The organism is Zhongshania aquatica (assembly GCF_027257955.1).
GTDB lineage: Bacteria > Pseudomonadota > Gammaproteobacteria > Pseudomonadales > Spongiibacteraceae > Spongiibacter > Spongiibacter aquatica.
Window position 1 is genome coordinate 108,262 of the sequence record NZ_JANZNQ010000004.1, and the last position, 18,959, is coordinate 127,220.

The 18,959-nt window shown below is 51.2% G+C and carries 17 protein-coding genes; 11 read left to right on the forward strand and 6 right to left on the reverse strand.

The annotated features are described in order from the left end of the window. Window positions 1–19: 19 nt before the first annotated feature. From hslV to O9X78_RS05275, 4 genes are all read right to left on the reverse strand, one after another. The gene (gene hslV / locus O9X78_RS05260) at window positions 20–559 is read right to left on the reverse strand and encodes an ATP-dependent protease subunit HslV (RefSeq protein WP_269618567.1); all 540 of its coding nucleotides are present in this window, start codon (window positions 557–559) and stop codon (window positions 20–22) included. Window positions 560–659: 100 nt separating this feature from the next. Beyond that, window positions 660–1,259, reverse strand: a complete 600-nt coding sequence (locus O9X78_RS05265; RefSeq protein ID WP_269618568.1) for an SPOR domain-containing protein — start codon at window positions 1,257–1,259, stop codon at window positions 660–662. A 3-nt stretch (window positions 1,260–1,262) separates the two neighbouring features. Beyond that, entirely contained in the window at window positions 1,263–3,017 is a 1,755-nt protein-coding gene (gene argS / locus O9X78_RS05270) for an arginine--tRNA ligase (protein ID WP_269618569.1), read from the reverse strand. 102 nt (window positions 3,018–3,119) lie between these two features. Further along, the gene (locus O9X78_RS05275) at window positions 3,120–5,303 is read right to left on the reverse strand and encodes a primosomal protein N' (RefSeq protein ID WP_269618570.1); all 2,184 of its coding nucleotides are present in this window, start codon (window positions 5,301–5,303) and stop codon (window positions 3,120–3,122) included. A gap of 213 nt (window positions 5,304–5,516) precedes the next feature. Here O9X78_RS05275 and rpmE point away from each other — a divergent pair, with 213 nt between their 5' ends. Next, window positions 5,517–5,735: a 50S ribosomal protein L31 gene (gene rpmE / locus O9X78_RS05280; protein ID WP_219042889.1), complete on the forward strand. Its 219-nt coding sequence runs from the start codon at window positions 5,517–5,519 to the stop codon at window positions 5,733–5,735. A gap of 322 nt (window positions 5,736–6,057) precedes the next feature. Continuing rightward, window positions 6,058–7,305 (forward strand): malic enzyme-like NAD(P)-binding protein, encoded by a 1,248-nt coding sequence (locus O9X78_RS05285; protein ID WP_269618571.1) that lies wholly within the window; start codon window positions 6,058–6,060, stop codon window positions 7,303–7,305. A gap of 83 nt (window positions 7,306–7,388) precedes the next feature. Here the strand turns inward: O9X78_RS05285 and O9X78_RS05290 are convergent, their stop codons facing one another. After that, a complete protein-coding gene (locus O9X78_RS05290) occupies window positions 7,389–8,297 on the reverse strand; it encodes a LysR family transcriptional regulator (protein ID WP_269618572.1) in 909 nt (302 codons plus the stop codon). A gap of 126 nt (window positions 8,298–8,423) precedes the next feature. Here O9X78_RS05290 and O9X78_RS05295 point away from each other — a divergent pair, with 126 nt between their 5' ends. From O9X78_RS05295 to O9X78_RS05315, 5 genes are all read left to right on the forward strand, one after another. Next, entirely contained in the window at window positions 8,424–9,644 is a 1,221-nt protein-coding gene (locus O9X78_RS05295) for an acyl-CoA dehydrogenase family protein (RefSeq protein WP_269618573.1), read from the forward strand. Window positions 9,645–9,674: 30 nt separating this feature from the next. Continuing rightward, window positions 9,675–10,490, forward strand: coding sequence for an SDR family oxidoreductase (locus tag O9X78_RS05300; protein WP_269618574.1), 816 nt, complete (start codon window positions 9,675–9,677; stop codon window positions 10,488–10,490). 7 nt (window positions 10,491–10,497) lie between these two features. Then, window positions 10,498–11,568: a phosphotransferase family protein gene (locus tag O9X78_RS05305; protein ID WP_269618575.1), complete on the forward strand. Its 1,071-nt coding sequence runs from the start codon at window positions 10,498–10,500 to the stop codon at window positions 11,566–11,568. Next, the gene (locus O9X78_RS05310; RefSeq protein ID WP_269618576.1) at window positions 11,568–12,269 is read left to right on the forward strand and encodes a histidine phosphatase family protein; all 702 of its coding nucleotides are present in this window, start codon (window positions 11,568–11,570) and stop codon (window positions 12,267–12,269) included. Before O9X78_RS05305 ends, O9X78_RS05310 begins: the two co-directional genes overlap by 1 nt. An 80-nt stretch (window positions 12,270–12,349) precedes the next feature. Next, entirely contained in the window at window positions 12,350–13,096 is a 747-nt protein-coding gene (locus tag O9X78_RS05315; RefSeq protein WP_269618577.1) for an SDR family oxidoreductase, read from the forward strand. 92 nt (window positions 13,097–13,188) lie between these two features. On the opposite strand, the gene ettA is transcribed toward O9X78_RS05315, so the two are convergent. Further along, on the reverse strand, window positions 13,189–14,850 hold the full coding sequence (gene ettA / locus O9X78_RS05320) for an energy-dependent translational throttle protein EttA (protein WP_269618578.1): 1,662 nt from the start codon (window positions 14,848–14,850) through the stop codon (window positions 13,189–13,191). Window positions 14,851–15,259: 409 nt separating this feature from the next. Here ettA and glyA point away from each other — a divergent pair, with 409 nt between their 5' ends. From glyA to O9X78_RS05340, 4 genes are all read left to right on the forward strand, one after another. Then, window positions 15,260–16,522 carry a serine hydroxymethyltransferase gene (glyA, locus tag O9X78_RS05325; protein ID WP_269618579.1) on the forward strand — a complete coding sequence of 421 codons (1,263 nt, stop codon included), beginning with the start codon at window positions 15,260–15,262 and terminating at the stop codon, window positions 16,520–16,522. Between the two features lie 136 nt (window positions 16,523–16,658). Then, window positions 16,659–17,138: a transcriptional regulator NrdR gene (gene nrdR, locus O9X78_RS05330; protein ID WP_269618580.1), complete on the forward strand. Its 480-nt coding sequence runs from the start codon at window positions 16,659–16,661 to the stop codon at window positions 17,136–17,138. Beyond that, window positions 17,135–18,298 carry a bifunctional diaminohydroxyphosphoribosylaminopyrimidine deaminase/5-amino-6-(5-phosphoribosylamino)uracil reductase RibD gene (gene ribD, locus O9X78_RS05335; RefSeq protein WP_269618581.1) on the forward strand — a complete coding sequence of 388 codons (1,164 nt, stop codon included), beginning with the start codon at window positions 17,135–17,137 and terminating at the stop codon, window positions 18,296–18,298. The genes nrdR and ribD overlap by 4 nt, the downstream gene beginning before the upstream one ends. Then, window positions 18,299–18,958 carry a riboflavin synthase gene (locus O9X78_RS05340; RefSeq protein ID WP_269618582.1) on the forward strand — a complete coding sequence of 220 codons (660 nt, stop codon included), beginning with the start codon at window positions 18,299–18,301 and terminating at the stop codon, window positions 18,956–18,958. Window position 18,959: the final 1 nt, after the last annotated feature.

Here is an 18,959-nt window from a genome sequence, read left to right on the forward strand (position 1 = left end):
CTCCGAGGGCGCCTTGGCGCTAGTATTCTAGTGATTCGATGGTGCGGCTATGATTGGTGTAAATGCAGATATCGCCGGCAATAGTCAGGCCCTTTTCTACAATTTCACCAGCGCTCAATTCAGTATTATCCATCAGTGCGCGTGCCGCGGCTGTGGCAAAGGAGCCGCCAGAGCCGATGGAAATCATATTGTCTTCTGGCTCTATCACGTCGCCATTGCCACTGATGACGAGGGTGGTTTCTTTGTCGGCGACGATAAGTAGGGCTTCTAGTTGGCGCAGTGATCGTTCGCTACGCCATGCTTTGGCCAGTTCGACAGCTGCGCGGGTTAACTTGCCTGAATGTTTTTCGAGTTGGGCTTCAAATAATTCAAACAGGGTAAACGCATCGGCCGTGCCGCCGGCAAAGCCCGCGAGCACTTGATCTTTGTATAGACGGCGGACTTTGCGGGCATTGCCCTTCATGACCGTGTTGCCCATGGTGACTTGACCGTCGCCTCCGATAACAACTTGATTGTTACGGCGAACGGAGAGGATTGTGGTGCCGCGAAACTGTTCCACGCGGGACTCCTTATCATTAATGAAAAGCGGTGGGGGTTCGCTAAGGTAGGTGGGGGCGCCCTTGATGATTTCAAGGGCGGGAAGAGCAGTTTGGTCGGCGCTATTTTTTCTGGCGGATCACCAAGGTATCGATACTTTCGTTAATCAGTTTGCTGCGCGCATCCGAGAGTGTGTTGTGGGACTGGAAGGGGCCGACGTACACGCGGTGCCAGCGATCGCCGTTTGCTTCAACTGATTCCACTTTGGCGTCTAGGCCCAAGAGCAAAATTTGCGCTCTGCGGCGGTCTGCGTCCGCGCCCTGACGAAACGAACCCGCCTGCAGAATGTAGCGTTCGCCACTGATGTCGACTTGTTCAACGGGTGGCTTGTCGGCAGCCTTGATCGCCGCGGTGGTTGTTGGTGCTGGTCGTCGTTCTTCGGTGACGATAACTTCGCGCTCAGGTAACACGGTAAAGAAGTCGAACTTTGTATTGGAGGTGACCTCTTTGCGATCTTTTTGAGCCTGCTCTTTTGCCGCAGCAGCTTTGCTTTCGGCGAGCTTGGCTTCACGCTCTGGATGTTTGCTGATAATGGTGGAGTACACCAGAACCGAGCAGATAATACCGGCAATAAAGCCGGTGCCAAGCAGGGCAGATGCGGGTAGTCCATGTCGCTCGGGGCTGCGTGTTGCGCCGCGAGTGGTCTTTTTTTGTGGTGCCATGTCTTACATTTCCTCTGGGGCGGATACACCCAGTAGCGTCAGTCCGTTGTGCAATACCTGCTTTACTGCGCAAGCCAGCGTGATGCGGGCGTCGCGTACTGCGGTTTCCTCGCCCAACATTTTGTGAGCGTTGTAATAGGTATGAAAGTCCCCTGCCAATTCCCGCAGGTAATGCGCCAGCGAGTGCGGCTCAAATTGCTCGGCTGCACTGTTTAGTATTTCTGGGTAGCGGGATAATTTAACCAATAAATCCTTTTCAACGTCGTGACTTAGTTCAGACAATTGCTTAAGGCCTGATTCTGCAGTCCAAGTTTCACCCTGATCGGCAAGTTTGCGCAAAATACTGGCAACCCGCGCATGGGCGTATTGAATGTAGTAGACCGGGTTGTCTTTGCTCTCTGACTTTGCCAGCTCCAGATCGAAATCTGTCGCTTGATCTGCTTTGCGCATAATGTAGAAAAAGCGCGCTGCGTCATTGCCGACGTCATCACGCAATTCTCGCAGAGTGACAAAAGACCCGGAGCGAGTCGACATTTGCACCTGTTGGTCACCGCGATACAGCGACACAAACTGCACCAGGCGCACGACTAATCTGTCGGGATCAATATTCAACGCCTGAAGGGCGGCTTTTACACGGGCTATATAGCCGTGATGATCCGCTCCCCAAATGTTGACCACGGTGTCAAAACCGCGCTCGAATTTGTTGAGATGATAGGCAATGTCAGAGGCGAAGTAAGTGGTTTGGCCGTTGTCGCGTTTTACTACACGGTCTTTGTCATCACCAAAGCGGGTAGACATAAACCAAAGGGCGCCGTTGCGCTCTTCGATAAAACCGTTGTCCTGTAGTTTCCGAATAGCGCGATCAACCTGATCTGGGTCGTGGGTGAGGCTGCGCTCAGAGAACCACTCTTGGTATTCAATGCCGAAATCGACGAGGTCACTGCGGATGTCGCCTAAAATCGCGTTTAAGCCTTTGTTAAAGGTAATGTCGTAATTGTCGCCGAGCAGGGCCTTGGCGCGGTTGATCAGGTCGTCAATGTGCTTTTCTTTATCGCCTTCCGGCGCGTCAGCGCGCACACCGGCAAATACGTCGCTGGCACTGTGGTGCAAAATTTTGCCGTGTTCGGCTAATAGCTCGCGGCCATAATCGGCAATGTAGTCGCCTTGGTAGCCATTGTTTGGAAAGGTGAGTTCTTCACCGCAGGCTTGTAAATACCGCAGCCATACACTGGTGCCGAGGATGTCCATCTGGCGGCCCGCGTCGTTGACATAATATTCGCGGCAAACTTTATAGCCAATCGCTTCCAGCATATTGGCAACGCTCGCACCGTAGGCGGCGCCGCGGCCGTGACCAACGTGTAGCGGTCCAGTGGGGTTGGCCGATACAAACTCTACTTGCATGGACTTGCCTCGCGAGGCTTGCCGGCCAAAGTTTTCGCCCTGTGCAAATATGTCGTGCAGAACGTGGAAGTTGCTCTCTTCGTTTACGAAGAAATTAATAAACCCCGGCCCCGCGATTTCTACTTTAACGATGTCGCTATTTTTCGGCAGTGCGTCAATGATTTGCTGGGCAATGGCTCGGGGGTTTGATTTTAAAGGTTTTGCCAAGGTCATCGCGACGTTACTGGCAAAATCACCGTGGGCTTTGTCGCGGGTGTGCTCTACCTGAATACTTGCCACTAGCTCGTCTGGCCAAGACTGGGCGCTGCGCAAAGTTTGCAGGGCCTGTTCGATATACTGGGCGACTTTCTCTTTCATGGCAGGGCAGAAACTCTTTGGTCAAAATAAGGCCGCGTATTATCACTGTTTACACGGCTCGCCGCCAGTGCCGGAGGCCGCTGCGGTGCGCTCAAATTGTCTTTAAAACAAGTCGATGGGGTCTACGTCAACAGACCAGCGTAAATTCTGTGGTTTGTTGAGTTGGTCTGCAATATGACAGGCGAGGTGAAGGTGGCCATGCAGCACACTGCGTCGCTCGGCCTGCAAAATAAGGGCTGAGCGGAATCGGCCCGCTTTGCGAGTCATTGGCGCGGGTAATGGGCCAACAATGCTCCATTGGGTGTCGCCAACGGGGAGCGCAGTTCTAATTTGAGTGAGAAATTCTTCGGCGCCCTGAAGTGTGGTTGCGTCAGCGCGGATAACGGCGCTAAAGCTGATAGGCGGCAGTGAGAAAAGTTGTCGCTCGGCGAGCAATTGCTGCGCAAAGGGCTGGTAGCCATTGTTCACTAGTGCCTGCAGGGCGGGATGATCTGGGCAGTGGGTTTGAATGTACACGGTGCCGAGCTTGTCAGCGCGCCCGGCGCGTCCCGCAACTTGAATGAGCAATTGGCCGCTGCGTTCTGGGCCGCGAAAATCGGCGCTGAATAGTCCGCCATCAATATCGACAATGCCAACTAGCGTGACATCGGGAAAATGATGCCCTTTGGCCAGCATTTGGGTGCCCACCAAAATACAGGGCTTGCCGGTGCGAATATCATCGACCAGTGATTGCATGCTGCCTTTTGCAGAGGTGGTGTCGCGGTCGATACGAATAACCGGCACGTCGGGAAAGTGGTGTTTAAGGCTTAGCTCCAAGCGTTCGGTGCCTGGACCTTTGAATATTAATTGATGATTGTGGCACTGCGGGCACGCGGTGGGCAGTGATTCGCTGGCGTCGCAATGATGGCAGCGAAGCTCACGGCGGCCAAAGTGCACCGTCATTTTGGCATCGCAGGCTTGGCAATTCGCCAGCCAGCCACAGCTATGGCACTGCAGTTGTGGTGAGAATCCGCGACGATTTAGAAAAATGAGTGCCTGATTCCCTGCATCTAATGTCCGAGTTGTCGCGTCTAATAGCGACTTGCTTAGACCTTCATTTAAGCTCTCATCGCGAATGTCGAGTAAACGAATAGCGGGGGCGCTCGCGCCGCCAGCGCGTTCACGCAATTCCAGTAGTTGGTATCGGGCCTGCGCGACATTGTGGAGGCTGTCGAGGCTCGGCGTCGCACTTCCCAAGACAACGGGGCAACCATGATCTGAGCCGCGCTTTACGGCAATGTCTCTTGCTGAATAGCGCCAGCCGTCCTGCTGTTTGTAGGAGGCGTCGTGTTCTTCATCGACAATGATAAGCCCCAGTTTATCAAATGGCGTAAAGACAGCAGAGCGGGTGCCGAGCAGAATCTTGTGTTCGCCAGATTGGATTTTTTGCCAATTTTGTAAGCGCTCGCCGTCGCTTAAGCCGGAATGAAGTGTACTGATATTGCCGGGAAAGCGCTGTTCAAAGCGATGCAGTGTTTGCGGTGTTAGGCCAATTTCGGGGATCAACACCAGCGCTTGCTCATCCCGCGCAATGCACTCTTCTATGGCGCGCAAGTAAACTTCGGTTTTACCGCTGCCGGTGACGCCGTCTAGTAAAAAGCGATCAAAGCGTCCGAGGGATGCGGCGATGGCGTTTACGGCAACATTTTGTTCGCTGTTTAAGGTTGGCTTATTTGCGTAGGCAGTGGTCGCGTTGGCTAGCGGCGCGTCTGCCTTGGCCAAGTAGCCGCCATTAATCAGCGAATTTAAAACATTATTACTGTAGCCCAAATCTTTAATCTGCCTTCGCGATAGCTGTCCCGATTGTTCAATGATCGAAAGTAGGCTGCGCTGTTGGTGCGCGCGCGTTGATAGAGGCGGTAGTTGATTTAGCTGTGTGCTGCACTGCCAGTATTGTGCAGGTTTCTCTTTGGCTTGCTCAGCTTTGCGTAATACAACCGGCAGCATTTGCTGAACACAATCGCCTATTGGGTGATGGTAATAGTCGGCGGCCCAGCTGGCGAGTCGAACTAGGTCTTGCGGCAGGGTTGGCTTATTATCCAGAACCTTGAGCACGGCTTTCATTTTACTACTGGGGATATCGTTGCTGGAGTTCGTCGCAATAATAACGCCCACCAAACGCCTAGGGCCGAAGGGAATACTCACTCTCATGCCTAGCTCGGCTTGCCGTTGTAACTCCTCAGGCCACAGGTAGTCGAAGCCTCGGCGCAGGGGGCAGGGGACGGCAACTGTGACTAATTTTGGCATGGCAGAACGATTTCGGTGCGGCAAAGAGCGACAGTGTATAAGAAATAGCGCGGCGGGAAGAGTCTCGTTTTTAGCCCATGGCGCGTGTTGCTTGCTTATTGAGCAATTTCTGTTAATATTCGCCGCCTGAATTTCAAGCTATTTTTGAAGCTTGTCAGCCCTGCGCGGTGCCCGGCAAAAGATCGGGTGGCGGCGACCAATGAGGAAAGACCCATGAAAGCAGATATCCATCCGAATTATGTTGCTATCAACGTAACGTGCAGCTGTGGTAACGCCTTTGAAACGCGTTCTACTCTCGGCCAAGCGCTTCACGTTGACGTATGTGCAGCGTGTCACCCGTTCTATACCGGTAAGCAAAAAATGCTTGATACTGGCGGCCGTGTTGATAAGTTCCGCAAGCGTTTCGGCAGCCGTGGTACCACTAAAGCGTAATATCGCCGTAGTGCTTGGTGGCCTGCTTAGGCAGCCACTCAAAGAAAGTGCCTGGTTAATCAGTTGACCGGGCATTTTTGTTTACAGCTTTTGTGTTTGAGCACCTAGTTACAAAACGTTGCTATAGCGAGGTGCATTTTTCGCGTTATTAGCAGCAGTCGTGCAAAGTACGCTGATGGATCTGTTGTCGATTCCTTTGCGCAATAGCGTATTTTCATTTGGCTGCAATGCGGCGCTGTCACACTGCTGTTATTGCTAGCGCGAATACTTTTACACATGCTTTTCCACCCTTTGTGAAAAAGCGAAAATCGGGAAAAAAAGAATGTCCAAAGATGTGAAACAAGCGGCTCTGGATTACCACTCTCTCCCCACGCCGGGCAAAATTGGCATTACGCTAACCAAGCCTGCTGAAACGCAGTATGACCTGTCATTGGCGTACAGCCCAGGTGTTGCTGAGCCGGTGCGTGAAATCGCAAAAGACCCTGCCAATGCCTATAAATACACCAGTAAGGGTAATTTGGTCGCGGTTATTTCTAATGGCACAGCAATTTTGGGACTGGGTGATCTCGGTCCGCTGGCGAGCAAACCTGTTATGGAAGGTAAGGCGCTTCTATTTAAGCGTTTTGCTGATATAGATTCGATCGATATCGAGGTCGATGCCGAAGACAGTCAGGCATTTATCGACACCGTTAAACGTATCGCCATTACCTTCGGCGGCATCAATCTAGAAGACATAAAAGCACCAGAGTGCTTTGAGATTGAGCGTGTGCTCAAAGAGCAGTGCCCAATTCCCGTTTTTCATGATGACCAGCATGGCACGGCCATTGTGACAGCGGCGGGTATGCTGAATGCGCTAGAAATTCAAGGCAAACGTCTTGAAACTGCAAAAGTGGTTTGTCTTGGCGCGGGCTCGGCAGCGATCGCCTGTATGCGTTTACTAGTGAGCTTGGGCGCGAATTATCAAAATATTTATATGATCGATCGTCGCGGTGTTATTTATCCTGGCCGTGCCGGTTTGAACAAATATAAGGAAGAGTTTCAGAACGACACCGATGCGCGGACTTTAAGTGATGCGATTAAAGACGCTGATGTCTTTGTAGGTTTGTCGGGTGCGAATTTACTCAGCGCCGACATGCTGCGTTCTATGGCGCCTAAGCCTATTGTATTTGCCTGCTCAAATCCCGATCCAGAGATTGAACCCGAATTGGCCCTGTCTGTGCGTGATGACTTAATCATGGCGACCGGCCGCTCTGATTATCCTAATCAGGTAAATAACGTTTTGGGTTTTCCGTTTATTTTCCGTGGCGCTTTGGATGTGCGTTCATCGGCGATTAACGAAGAAATGAAAATCGCGGCAGTACATGCAATTCGCGAATTGGCAAAAGAAGACGTACCGCAAGCTGTTATTGATGCCTGTGGCGTGGACGAGCTTAAATTTGGTCCAAACTATATTATTCCTAAGCCAGTTGATCGCCGTTTATTGGGCAAGGTATCTGCAGCGGTAGCGCAGGCTGCTATCGATAGTGGTGTGGCCCAACTTCCTTATCCTGAACATTACCCTTTGAGTTAATCAAAGACCTTGTTCGGCTAAAAAGCCGCCTTGCGAAAATCGCGGGCGGCTTTTTATTTTCTTAATTATTAATTTCTCTTGCTTCAGCCTGTCGCGCTGACGTCATTTTTTGCGATCACTCGTTCGATACAGGCTCTCAGCCATTCATGCGCGTTGTCATTACTCGCACTGCGATGCCAATACATCATCATTTCTAGCGCTGGAATTTTTAATGGCAGCGGTGTGATGTGCAGCGGTAAAAACTCTTGAAAACGCAGTGCTAGATGTTTTGGCAGTGTTAGAAGTAGGTCAGAGGTGGCGACAATATGACTCGCGGAATAATAGCTTTGGCCACGGAAAATGATATTTCGACTCAAGCCTTTGCGATTCAGCGTGGCATCTTCCAGTACAGTTCCTCGGCTCCGTCCAGATACGGTGATATGTCCAGTATTTAAATACTGTTTTAAGCTAAGCGTGTCTCTGCTTAGCGGGTGGTCATGGCGCATTAGTACACATAAATTATCTTTGAATAAAAATTGTTGTTGGATGCTGCTATCGACAGACTGCGGTATATCTACCGCCATAGATACTTCACCACTGATCAGTTGACGGCTTAATTGATCGCGAACTAAACGCTGGCTTTGCAGGCGAATGCCGGGTGCGTACTGCTGTAGTTGCGAAATGAGCTCTGGTAGCGCGACAAATTCTATTGGGTCACCCATGCTGATAATAAAGCGGCGTTTTGATGTGCTCGGGTCAAATTCCTGTCCCTTATGCAGGCTTTCCTGCAGGGACATAAGTGAATTGCTGATGTCGCCTGCGATGCTGTCGGCAAGGGGAGTCGGGGCAATGCTACGACCTCTGCGCACGAACAGTGGGTCGTCAAAATGCTCTCGCAGCCTTGCAAGGGCATTGCTTACTGCGGGTTGGGTGATGTGTAAATCTTTGGCGGCCTCGGTTAATGAATTGGCTCGGTAGACGGCGTCAAATACTTTAAACAGGTTCAAATCCATAGCACTGCCTAGGTCTTGGTAGGTTTTAAACATTCACACAGATGATTATAAGGCATTTATATAATAAATTAGACTGATGTATTGATGGGGGCTATCGTTAACTGGTTAATAACAGGAGAACACACCATGGATTTTAGCCACAGCCCACGTTGCCAAGAACTTATTGAGCGGGTTCGCAGTTTTATTAAAGAGCGAATTGTGCCGCTTGAAACCGATTTAATGCCTGAGATTCTTGCCGGAAACAGCGGGGGAGATTGGACGCAGTGGCGAGTTGATCCGCGAATTGAAACACTCAAACAAGAAGCGCGGGATGAGGGGCTGTGGAATTTGTTTTTACCAGATGCTGAGCGTGGCGCCGGTTTGTCTACCTTGGAATATGCGCCCTTGGCGGAAGAAATGGGTCGCTCTCATCTCGCGCCGCAGATATTTAACTGCAATGCGCCCGACACCGGCAATATGGAAGTACTCTGGAAATACGGCAGCGAAGAGCAAAAGCAGCGTTGGCTTGAGCCCTTATTGAATGGTGAAATTCGTTCAGTATTCTTTATGACCGAACCGGACGTGGCGTCTTCCGATGCGACCAATATGGAAGCCACCATCATTGAAGATGGTGACGAGCTTGTTCTTAACGGCAAAAAATGGTGGTCCAGCGGTGCCGGTGATCCGCGCTGTGAGATCGGTATTTTTATGGGAGTGAGTAATCCCGACGCAAATCGCCACAACCGCCACTCAATGGTGCTGGTGCCGATGAATACCCCAGGTGTCACCATCAAACGGATGTTGCCGGTATTTAATCACTATGATGCCCCCGAAGGACATGGTGAGGTGTGGTTCGATAATGTACGGGTACCTAAAAGTAATATGATCTTGGGCGCTGGGCGGGGTTTTGAAATCGCGCAGGGGCGTCTCGGGCCTGGTCGTATCCACCACTGCATGCGGGCCTTGGGTGCCGCAGAACATGCTCTTGAGTTGATGATAAAGCGCGGTCGTTCACGTATCGCCTTTGGTAAGCCGCTAATCAACTTGGGCGGTAATCAGGAGCGGGTGGCCAATCTTCGTATCGCGATTGATCAGGCGCGATTGTTGACCTTATACGCCGCGTGGAAAATTGATTCTGTCGGGGCGCTAGCGGCGCTAACCGAGATATCGGCGATTAAGGTAGTTGCCCCCAATGTGCTGCAAGATGTGGTTGATGCGGCGATTCAGATTCACGGTGGTGCGGGTGTTTCTAACGATACCCCGCTGGCCAATATGTTTGCTATGGCGCGGGTGTTGCGTTTAGCCGACGGCCCGGATGAAGTCCATCGTGGCTTAATCGCCAGAATGGAATTGGCCAAGTATAAATAACAATAAATATGACGCGGGAGCGGATTGAATATGGGATCTAAACGAGTTTTTATTACCGGTGGTGCGTCGGGCTTGGGTCGCGCTCTAGCAAATCGTTTTGCTGACGCGGGATATTGGGTTTGTATTGGCGACGTTGACGATGGTCGTGGCGCAGAGGCGCTTGCGGAATTAAAGGCCAAGGGCAAAGCGCATTATGTGAATTGCGATGTTACCAAAGAGCACGCTTTACAAAGTGTTGCGGATTGGTTGCTTAGTAATTGGGGTGGTGTAGACGTTGTTATTAACAACGCGGGCGTTGCTTCAGCCGGCGGTATTGCCGAATTTTCCATGGACGATTGGGAGTGGATTGTAAATATTAATTTGCTCGGTGTAGTGCGTGGCTGCAAGGTTTTCACGCGTTTGATGCGTGAGCAGGGCAGCGGTCATATTGTGAATATTGCATCGCTTGCCGGTTTAATTTATCCACCGAAAATGGCGTCTTACTGCGCCACTAAGGCAGCTGTTGTGGCTCTGTCTGAGACCATGACACTTGAGTTAGATGCCGACAATATCAAGGTGTCGGTAGTCTGCCCGAGCTTCTTTAGAACCAATCTCGCCGAGTCTGTGCGGGCCTCGGACGCGGATAGTCAGGCGGCAACGCAGCGTTTGGTAAACAAGGCGAAGTTAGGTGCCGAGGAGATTGCTGGCCGTGTGTTTAGCTCAATAGAGAAGGGTGATTTCTATATTCTGCCGCACCCAGAGGGGCGCACTATTTGGCGTTTAAAACGCTGGCTGCCATTCAAACGTTATCGCGCCATGATGCTGAAACAAACAGCTCGAATGATGACGAACAAGCGCAGGGGTTGAGCGCGAAATGGAAACTAAGGCAGTGATCGATGTGGCAGGCACCGTGCGCAGCGGCGAAGAGTTGGATATTGCTGCAGTGGATGCATGGTTAAAACCACGGATTGATGGGTTATCTGGCGACGCTGTCGTCACGCAATACAGTGGTGGCGCATCGAATTGGACTTATCGGCTGGAATATCCCAGTCACGACCTTATCTTGCGGCGTCCGCCGAAGGGCACCAAGGCGAAGTCGGCCCATGATATGGGGCGAGAGTTTAATGTGCAGTCAGCCCTCGCTCCGGTATTTCCTTTTGTGCCGGAGATGCTTGCGTTTTGTGATGATGCCTCGGTTATTGACTGCGATTTTTACGTGATGCGTAGAATCGAGGGTTTAATCCCCCGCGCCAATATGCCAAAAGGCTTAGCGCTTAGCCCAGGTCAAACTCGCGACCTGTGTTTGTCGGTTGTTGATAAACTCGTGGCATTGCATCAGGTGGATTATGAGGCGGCGGGCTTATCATCGCTGGGTAAAGGTGATGGTTATTGCGAGCGTCAGGTGCGCGGTTGGACGGGGCGTTATCAAAAATCAAAAACCTGGAATGTGCCGAGCTTTAAAAAGGTAATGACATGGTTGGCGAATAACACTCCCAAAGATGTGCGGACTTGCGTTATTCACAATGATTTCCGCTTTGATAATGTGGTGTTGAACCCTGATGATCCCTCTGAGGTTTTAGGTATTCTCGATTGGGAAATGGCGACTCTTGGCGATCCCTTGATGGATTTGGGCAGCGCTCTAGCGTATTGGGTGCAGGCCGATGACGATAAGATATTACGTGCCACGCGCCGCCAACCGACCCATCTACCGGGCATGTTAAGTCGTGATGAGGTGGTGTCTTACTACTGCGAAAAAATGGGATTGAGTGCTGATAACTGGGCGTTTTACGAAGTGTTTGGTTTGTTTCGATTAGCCGTCATTATTCAGCAAATTTACTACCGCTATCATCACAAGCAAACTAGTAACCCTGCCTTCAAAAACTTTTGGTTAATTGTCTGGTATCTCGATCGCCGTTGTCGACGAATTATTCGGGAGCAGCGCTAATGCCTGCTTTGTATTTAATTCGCCACGGTCAAGCCTCATTTGGAGCGGAAGACTATGACCAGCTTTCCGAGCTTGGTATGCAGCAGTCGTGGCACTTGGGTGAGTTCTTCGCTGCCCAGAGTGTCATTCCGACCTCTGTTATTTGTGGTGGTATGAAGCGCCATAAGCAGACAGCTGAGCAATGTCTGACTGCAATGGGTTTGAGTGCCAATGTTCAAGATGAATCGATGAATTTGTCCTTCGATGCCGATTGGAATGAATACGATCACCTGCAAATACTAGAAACCTATACTGCCTTGCCCGGAGTGGGTGACCGAATGATTCAGGATATGGCGGGGGATAATCCCAAAGCCGGTTTTCAAAAACACTTTTCTCTTGCAATGCAGCGCTGGTGTGACGGTGAGCATGATTCGGAATATGCGGAAACGTGGTCAGCGTTTTGTCTTCGTGTTGAGCGGGGATTAGCCGCAGCGGCAAATGGTAGTGGCAATGTATTTATTTTTACTTCCGGCGGCGCTATTTCCGCGGTAAGCAGGCGGTTACTGGAATTAAGCGACGCCAAGTCTTTGGCGCTGAGTTGGACGTTGGCGAATGCCGCGTATAGCAAAGTGCTAGCAGGACGTAGGGGTTTGGTACTGGCCAGTATGAATGAGCACAGCCATTTGGATGGTAAAAACAAAGAGCTACTCAGTTATAGATAGTGTTGGCTTGGGCGAGGTTTTATCTCTTAGGCGTCGTTCACTTCTGTTAACACTACGAACCAAAATGATAGGAATTTGAAATGCGTAAAAATATATTAATTACCGGCGCGAGTTCGGGGCTGGGCGAAGGCATGGCGCGGCAATTTGCGGCGAGTGGTTGTAACCTCGCGCTGTGCGCAAGGCGCATGGAGCCAATGCAGGCATTGAAGGCAGATATTGAGGCGAGCTATCCTAATGTGAAGGTAACTATTCGCGAGTTGGATGTTTGTAATTACCCGCAGGTATTTGACGTATTTCGCGCGTTTCAAAAAGACATGGGCACGATCGATCGTGTGATAGTAAACGCCGGTATGGGTAAGGGCGCATCCCTTGGAACCGGTTATTTTGACGCAAATCGTCGCACCGCCGAAACTAATTTTGTGGGTGCTCTGGCCCAGTGCGAAGCTGCCTTAGAAATCTTTAGAGAACAAAACAGCGGCCACTTAGTGACGGTATCATCAATGAGTGCAGTACGCGGCATGCCGCGCGCGATTAATATTTACGCAGCTAGCAAGGCGGGTTTGCGTACTCTTAGTGAAGGTATTCGTGCTGATTTGATTGGTAGCCCGATAAAAGTGAGCTGCATATTACCTGGTTTCATATTGACTCCGATTAATGAGAATTTAAAAAAGGCACCTTTGCGCGTCGATTTAGAAACCGGCTGCAAGGCCTTGGTTAAGGCGATAAATAAAGAGCCAGCCGAAGCCAAAGTGCCTGCGTGGCCATGGGTGCCGATGGGTTTGATTATGAAATTGGCGCCATTAAAAATGGTCGCTAAAATGACGTAGGTATTCAGGGAGACGCTTGATGGGAGGCGGTAAACGCAAAGAATAAGCGGCGCGCAAAAAAGCGTCTCCCATCCTCCGTCAAGCATTTAGCATCACTTCAGTTTCTTATACTTCACCCTCTTTGGTCCCGCATTTTTGCCTTTTCTCGCGACAAAGTCTGCGTGGTACTCGGTGTAGTTTCCTTCAAAGAAGACAATATCGCTGTCGCCTTCGTAGGCTAAAATATGCGTCGCAATGCGGTCGAGGAACCAGCGATCATGCGAGATGACCATGGCGCAGCCGGGGAAGTCGAGTAGGGCGTCTTCCAGTGCACGCAGAGTTTCTACGTCTAAATCGTTTGAGGGTTCATCGAGCAGCAATACGTTGCCGCCTTCTTTAAGCGTACAGGCTAAGTGTAAGCGGCCGCGTTCACCACCCGACAATTCGCCCACTCTTTTTTGCTGATCGCTACCTTTAAAGTTGAAGCGGCCGATATAGGCACGGGATGGTACTTCGTAGCTACCAATGCGCAAGATGTCTTGGCCTTCTGAAACCGCTTCCCAAACGGTCTTTTTGTCGTCGAGGCCGTCGCGCATTTGTTCAACTGACACTAGCTTTACGGTTTCGCCGATATCAATGCTGCCGCTATCGGGGGTTTCTCTGCCGGTGATCATGCGTAGCAGGGTAGATTTACCCGCGCCGTTACCACCGATAATACCGACGATCGCGCCCTTGGGTATCGACATGCTTAAGTTGTTGATCAGTAAGCGGTCGCCGTAGCTCTTACTCACGCCGTTCACTTCAATGACTTTGTCGCCCAAGCGTGGTCCTGGTGGTATATAAATTTCGTTAGTTTCGCTGCGGCTTTGGAATTCCTGCGAATTCATTTCTTCAAAACGCGCTAGACGTGCCTTGCTTTTGCTTTGGCGGCCCTTGGCGTTGCTGCGCACCCACTCCAATTCGGCGGCGATGGTCTTTTTGCGCGAGGCATCGGATTTCGCTTCTTGCGCTAGGCGGGCATCTTTGGCTTCAAGCCAGTCGGAGTAATTTCCCTCGTAGGGAATACCGCGACCGCGATCCAGTTCTAGAATCCAGCCGGCGGCGTTATCGAGGAAATAGCGGTCATGGGTTATCGCCACCACTGTGCCGGGGAAGTCGCATAAAAAGCGTTCCAGCCAATGTACCGATTCGGCATCCAAATGGTTGGTGGGCTCGTCAAGCAATAACATGTCGGGGTTAGAAAGCAGTAATTGGCAAAGCGCAACACGGCGGCGCTCACCGCCAGATAGCGTGGTGACGTCAGCATCCCAAGGTGGCAGGCGCAGTGCGTCAGCGGCGACTTCGAGTTTATGGTCGAGGTTGTGTGCGTCGGTAGCTTGAATAATGTCTTCTAATTGAGCTTGGCGCTTGGCCAGTGCATCGAAGTCGGCATCCGGTTCGGCGTAGGCGGCATATACTTGGTCGAGTTCGGTCAGTGCATTCTTAGCCTCCGCGACACCTTCTTCGACGTTGCCGCGAACATCTTTATTTGGGTCTAACGGTGGCTCCTGTGAAAGGTAGCCGATTTTGGTGCCGGGCTGGGGCCGCGCTTCGCCATTAAACTCGGTATCGAGGCCGGCCATAATTTTAAGTAGTGTAGATTTACCGGAACCGTTTAGGCCTAGTACGCCTATTTTTGCGCCGGGGAAGAAGGATAAAGATATATCGTGAAGAATTTCGCGCTTGGGCGGTACAACTTTGCTCACGCGGTTCATGGTAAAGACGAATTGCGCCATGCTGACTCCTGAAAAACACCTTGCCATCGACGCTTCGGTGGCAATGAAATAGCGGAAAAGGTACCGAAAGCGGCGGTGTTCCGCAATGGTTTTCGGGGCTTGCGATGAGGAGTGCATCTACGGCTAATTAGTCATGATACTGGGTGGCGCTCTGGGCCAAGTTCTGGACTAGCCTTTAGGTGACGTTATGCCTGAGCTCAAGTTGGCTCCTGTTCTTATGGGCGTCGCTCCGATATTAAAGTGCACTTTTTAGACCTGAATTGCGTGAGTTGACGATTTTCGAACGAATTTACGCCCAATGTCGCATACGGGCTTTTTCAATTTTACCGACGTATAAACGGTGCCGATAACGTGCATTTATTGTACAATGCGCGGCTTTTCAAAGCCTGTGTATGCCTCGGGGGTAGTAATGTTTAGCAAAGAGATGACAATTGCCGGTTTCGACGATGAAATCTGGTCTGCGATTCAGGAAGAAGAGGTGCGTCAGGAAGAGCATATCGAGCTGATCGCTTCTGAAAACTACACCAGCCCGGCAGTGATGCAGGCGCAGGGTACCGTTCTGACCAATAAGTACGCTGAAGGTTATCCTGGCAAGCGTTACTACGGTGGTTGCGAATACGTCGATAAGGCTGAAACACTGGCCATTGAGCGCGCTAAGAAATTGTTCGGTGCAGATTATGCCAACGTGCAACCCCACTCGGGTTCGCAGGCGAATGGCGCGGTTTATCAAGCCTTAGTATTGCCGGGTGAGACTGTTCTGGGCATGAGCCTAGATGCTGGTGGTCATTTAACCCACGGCGCTAAACCCAATTTCTCGGGCAAAACCTATAACGCTGTTCAGTATGGTTTGAACAACGAAACCGGCGAGATCGACTACGCGCAGGTTGAAGCGCTGGCCCTTGAGCACAAGCCAAAAATGATTGTTGCGGGCTTCTCTGCTTACTCAGGTATTGTTGACTGGGCTAGATTTCGCGAAATCGCCGACATGGTTGGTGCCTACCTGATGGTTGATATGGCCCACGTTGCCGGTTTAGTGGCGGCGGGTGTCTATCCCAACCCAATGAAATACGCGGATGTGGTAACCACCACAACCCATAAAACTCTACGTGGTCCACGTGGCGGTTTGATTCTGGCCAAGGCCAATGAAGAGATTGAGAAAAAACTAAATTCGGCGGTATTCCCCGGTGGTCAAGGCGGTCCTTTAATGCACGTGATAGCGGCGAAGGCTGTGAGCTTTAAAGAAGCGATGACGCCTGAGTATGTGGTTTACCAAAAGCAGGTTGTGACTAACGCTAAGGCAATGGCCAAGACCTTCATTGAGCGCGGTATAAACATTGTGTCTGGCGGTACTGAAAACCACTTGATGCTAGTTGATCTGATCGGTAAGTCATACACAGGTAAAGATGCTGATGCGGCGCTGGGCGCGGCAAACATTACCGTTAACAAAAATGCGGTTCCTAACGATCCACGTTCACCGTTCATCACTAGTGGTCTGCGTGTAGGTACGCCTGCGGTGACAACTCGTGGCTTTAAAGAAGCCGAATGTATCGAGTTGGCGAACTGGATGTGCGACGTACTAGAAGCGCTAGAGGCAGGCGATGCTACTGCCAAAATCAATGAAGTGAAAGCCAAGGTGCTGGAAATTTGTAAGCGTTATCCTGTTTACGCTTGATGCTGGACGGGAGATGGGAAACGCTAAGATCACGGCGCGATAAGCGCCGCAAACGCTTTGCGTCTAACGTCTCCCATCAAGCGTCTCCCGCTATATGCTAGACTTCAGCAATATCCCCAGCCCTTGAGGCAGAGTCATGCGTTGTCCGTTTTGTAATTTTGACGATACCAAAGTAATCGATTCTCGCTTGGTCGCCGACGGTGGTCAGGTTCGTCGTCGTCGCGAGTGTTTGTCGTGTTCTGAGCGCTATACAACCTACGAAAGCGCCGAGTTATTAATGCCTAAAATCATCAAAACAGATGGTTCACGGGAACCCTTTGACGAGGCAAAGCTGCGTTCTGGGGTATTGAAGGCGCTAGAAAAACGGCCAGTCAGTGTTGAGCATATCGAAGCTGAAATAAGTGGTATTAAACGTCGCTTGCAGGCCACCGGCGAGCGTGAAATTGATAGTCGCGACGTGGGTGAGCAAGTGATGGAGGCGCTTAAGGCATTGGATCATGTTGCTTATGTACGTTTTGCGTCGGTATATCGCAGTTTCCAAGACCTAGAAGAATTCCGTGCTGAAATTGATCGACTCTCCGCTGAACCACGTTCAGGCTGTAGTGAATTGAAATGAGCTTTAGCGACGTGGATCGGCAGATGATGGCTGAGGCGCTTCGCTTAGCGGAGCATGGTCGTTATTCTACTAGTCCTAATCCTCGCGTTGGCTGTGTGATTTTTCGTGATGGTCATATTGTTGCCCGGGGCTGGCATCAGCGAGCGGGCGAGGGCCATGCCGAGGTCAATGCCTTGGCGCAGTTAAGTGATGCCCGCGCCAGTACAGTGTATGTCACCTTGGAACCCTGCAGCCACCAAGGCAGAACACCGCCCTGCGCAGATACCTTGCTCAATGCCGGGGTGCGCCGCGTTGTTGTTGCCATTGAAGACCCAAATCCCTTAGTTGCAGGTCGGGGTATTACGCGTTTGCGCGAAGCGGGTGTTCAGGTCGATGTGGGTTTGATGGCGGAGCAAGCGGCCCTATTGAATGTGGGTTTTATGCGCCGTATGCGCGGTGGCTTGCCTTGGCTGCGATTGAAGTCGGCTAGCAGTATTGATGGCCGCACGGCGATGGCATCGGGTGAGAGTCAGTGGATCACCGGCCCTGCGGCGCGTGCCGATGTGCAAAAATTGCGCGCCCAAAGCTGCGCAATTTTGAGCGGCGTAGAAACTATTTTGCACGATGATGCGGCCCTGACCGTGCGGCCTGAAAATTTTTCCGCTAATGATGTGTCGGCACAGAAATTAGCAAATGGATGGCGTCAGCCTATACGGGTGATCGTCGATTCGGCACTTCGTACGCCAACGACGGCAACGCTATTTAAGGCGGGCGGCGAAGTCGTGATCGCAACGAAAGTGGCTAATAGTAAGCGTCATGCACCACTGATTGCCGCGGGTGCAACGGTCGTCGTCCTAGAAGATGACGGCAGTGATAAGGTGTCATTGCCAGCGCTAATGCAGTATTTGGCTGAGCGAGGCTGCAATGAAGTGTTGCTTGAGGCTGGCGCGGTCTTGGCTGGCGCTGCCTTGCGAGCAGGTTTGGTTGATGAATGGTTTGTGTATATGGCACCGTGCATTATGGGCAGTAGTGGTCGTCCATTACTCGATTGGCCGATGGCGGCGATGGCAGAGCAGCAGGCGATTGAGATAATTGATATTCGGGCGGTTGGTAAAGATTGGCGAATACAGTGTCGTGTGCCGACGACAAGTCAATCCGATAACGCGGCGGGACAGCTATAAATGTTCACCGGTATTATTGAGGCCTTGGGCAGTATTGCCGCGACTGAAATGCGCGGTGGCGATATGCGTTTGCGCATCAGTAGCGCAAGCTTACCGATGGCTGAGGTGAAGCTAGGTGATAGCTTTGCCACCAACGGGGTGTGCTTGACGGTTGTTGCGGTGCTGAGTGACGGTTTTTGGGCGGACGTATCAAATGAGACCCTGTCGCTGAGTACCTTTGCTAATGCAAAGCCAGGACAGGTGGTGAACCTAGAGCGAGCGATGTTGGCAAGCAGTCGTTTAGATGGCCATATTGTGAGTGGTCATGTTGATGGTGTTGGGCGAGTGCTGTCCTACACAAACGATGCGCGGTCGATCAGAGTTGGCATAGAAGCGCCGGCTAACTTGGCGCGTTATATTGCGACCAAGGGATCTATTTGCGTCGACGGTGTTAGTCTCACCGTAAATCGTATTGATGGTAGCGTATTTGAGTTGAATGTTGTGCCTCATACCGCAGCGGAAACGATTATTCAGCAATATCGTGTGGGCACGCAGATTAATTTGGAAGTGGATGTGGTTGCGCGTTATCTTGAGCGCTTATTACAAGCCGACAAACCTACAGAGAGTGGGATTTCAATGGCCACTTTGGCCGACAATGGATTTTTGAGAGCACGTAAATAAA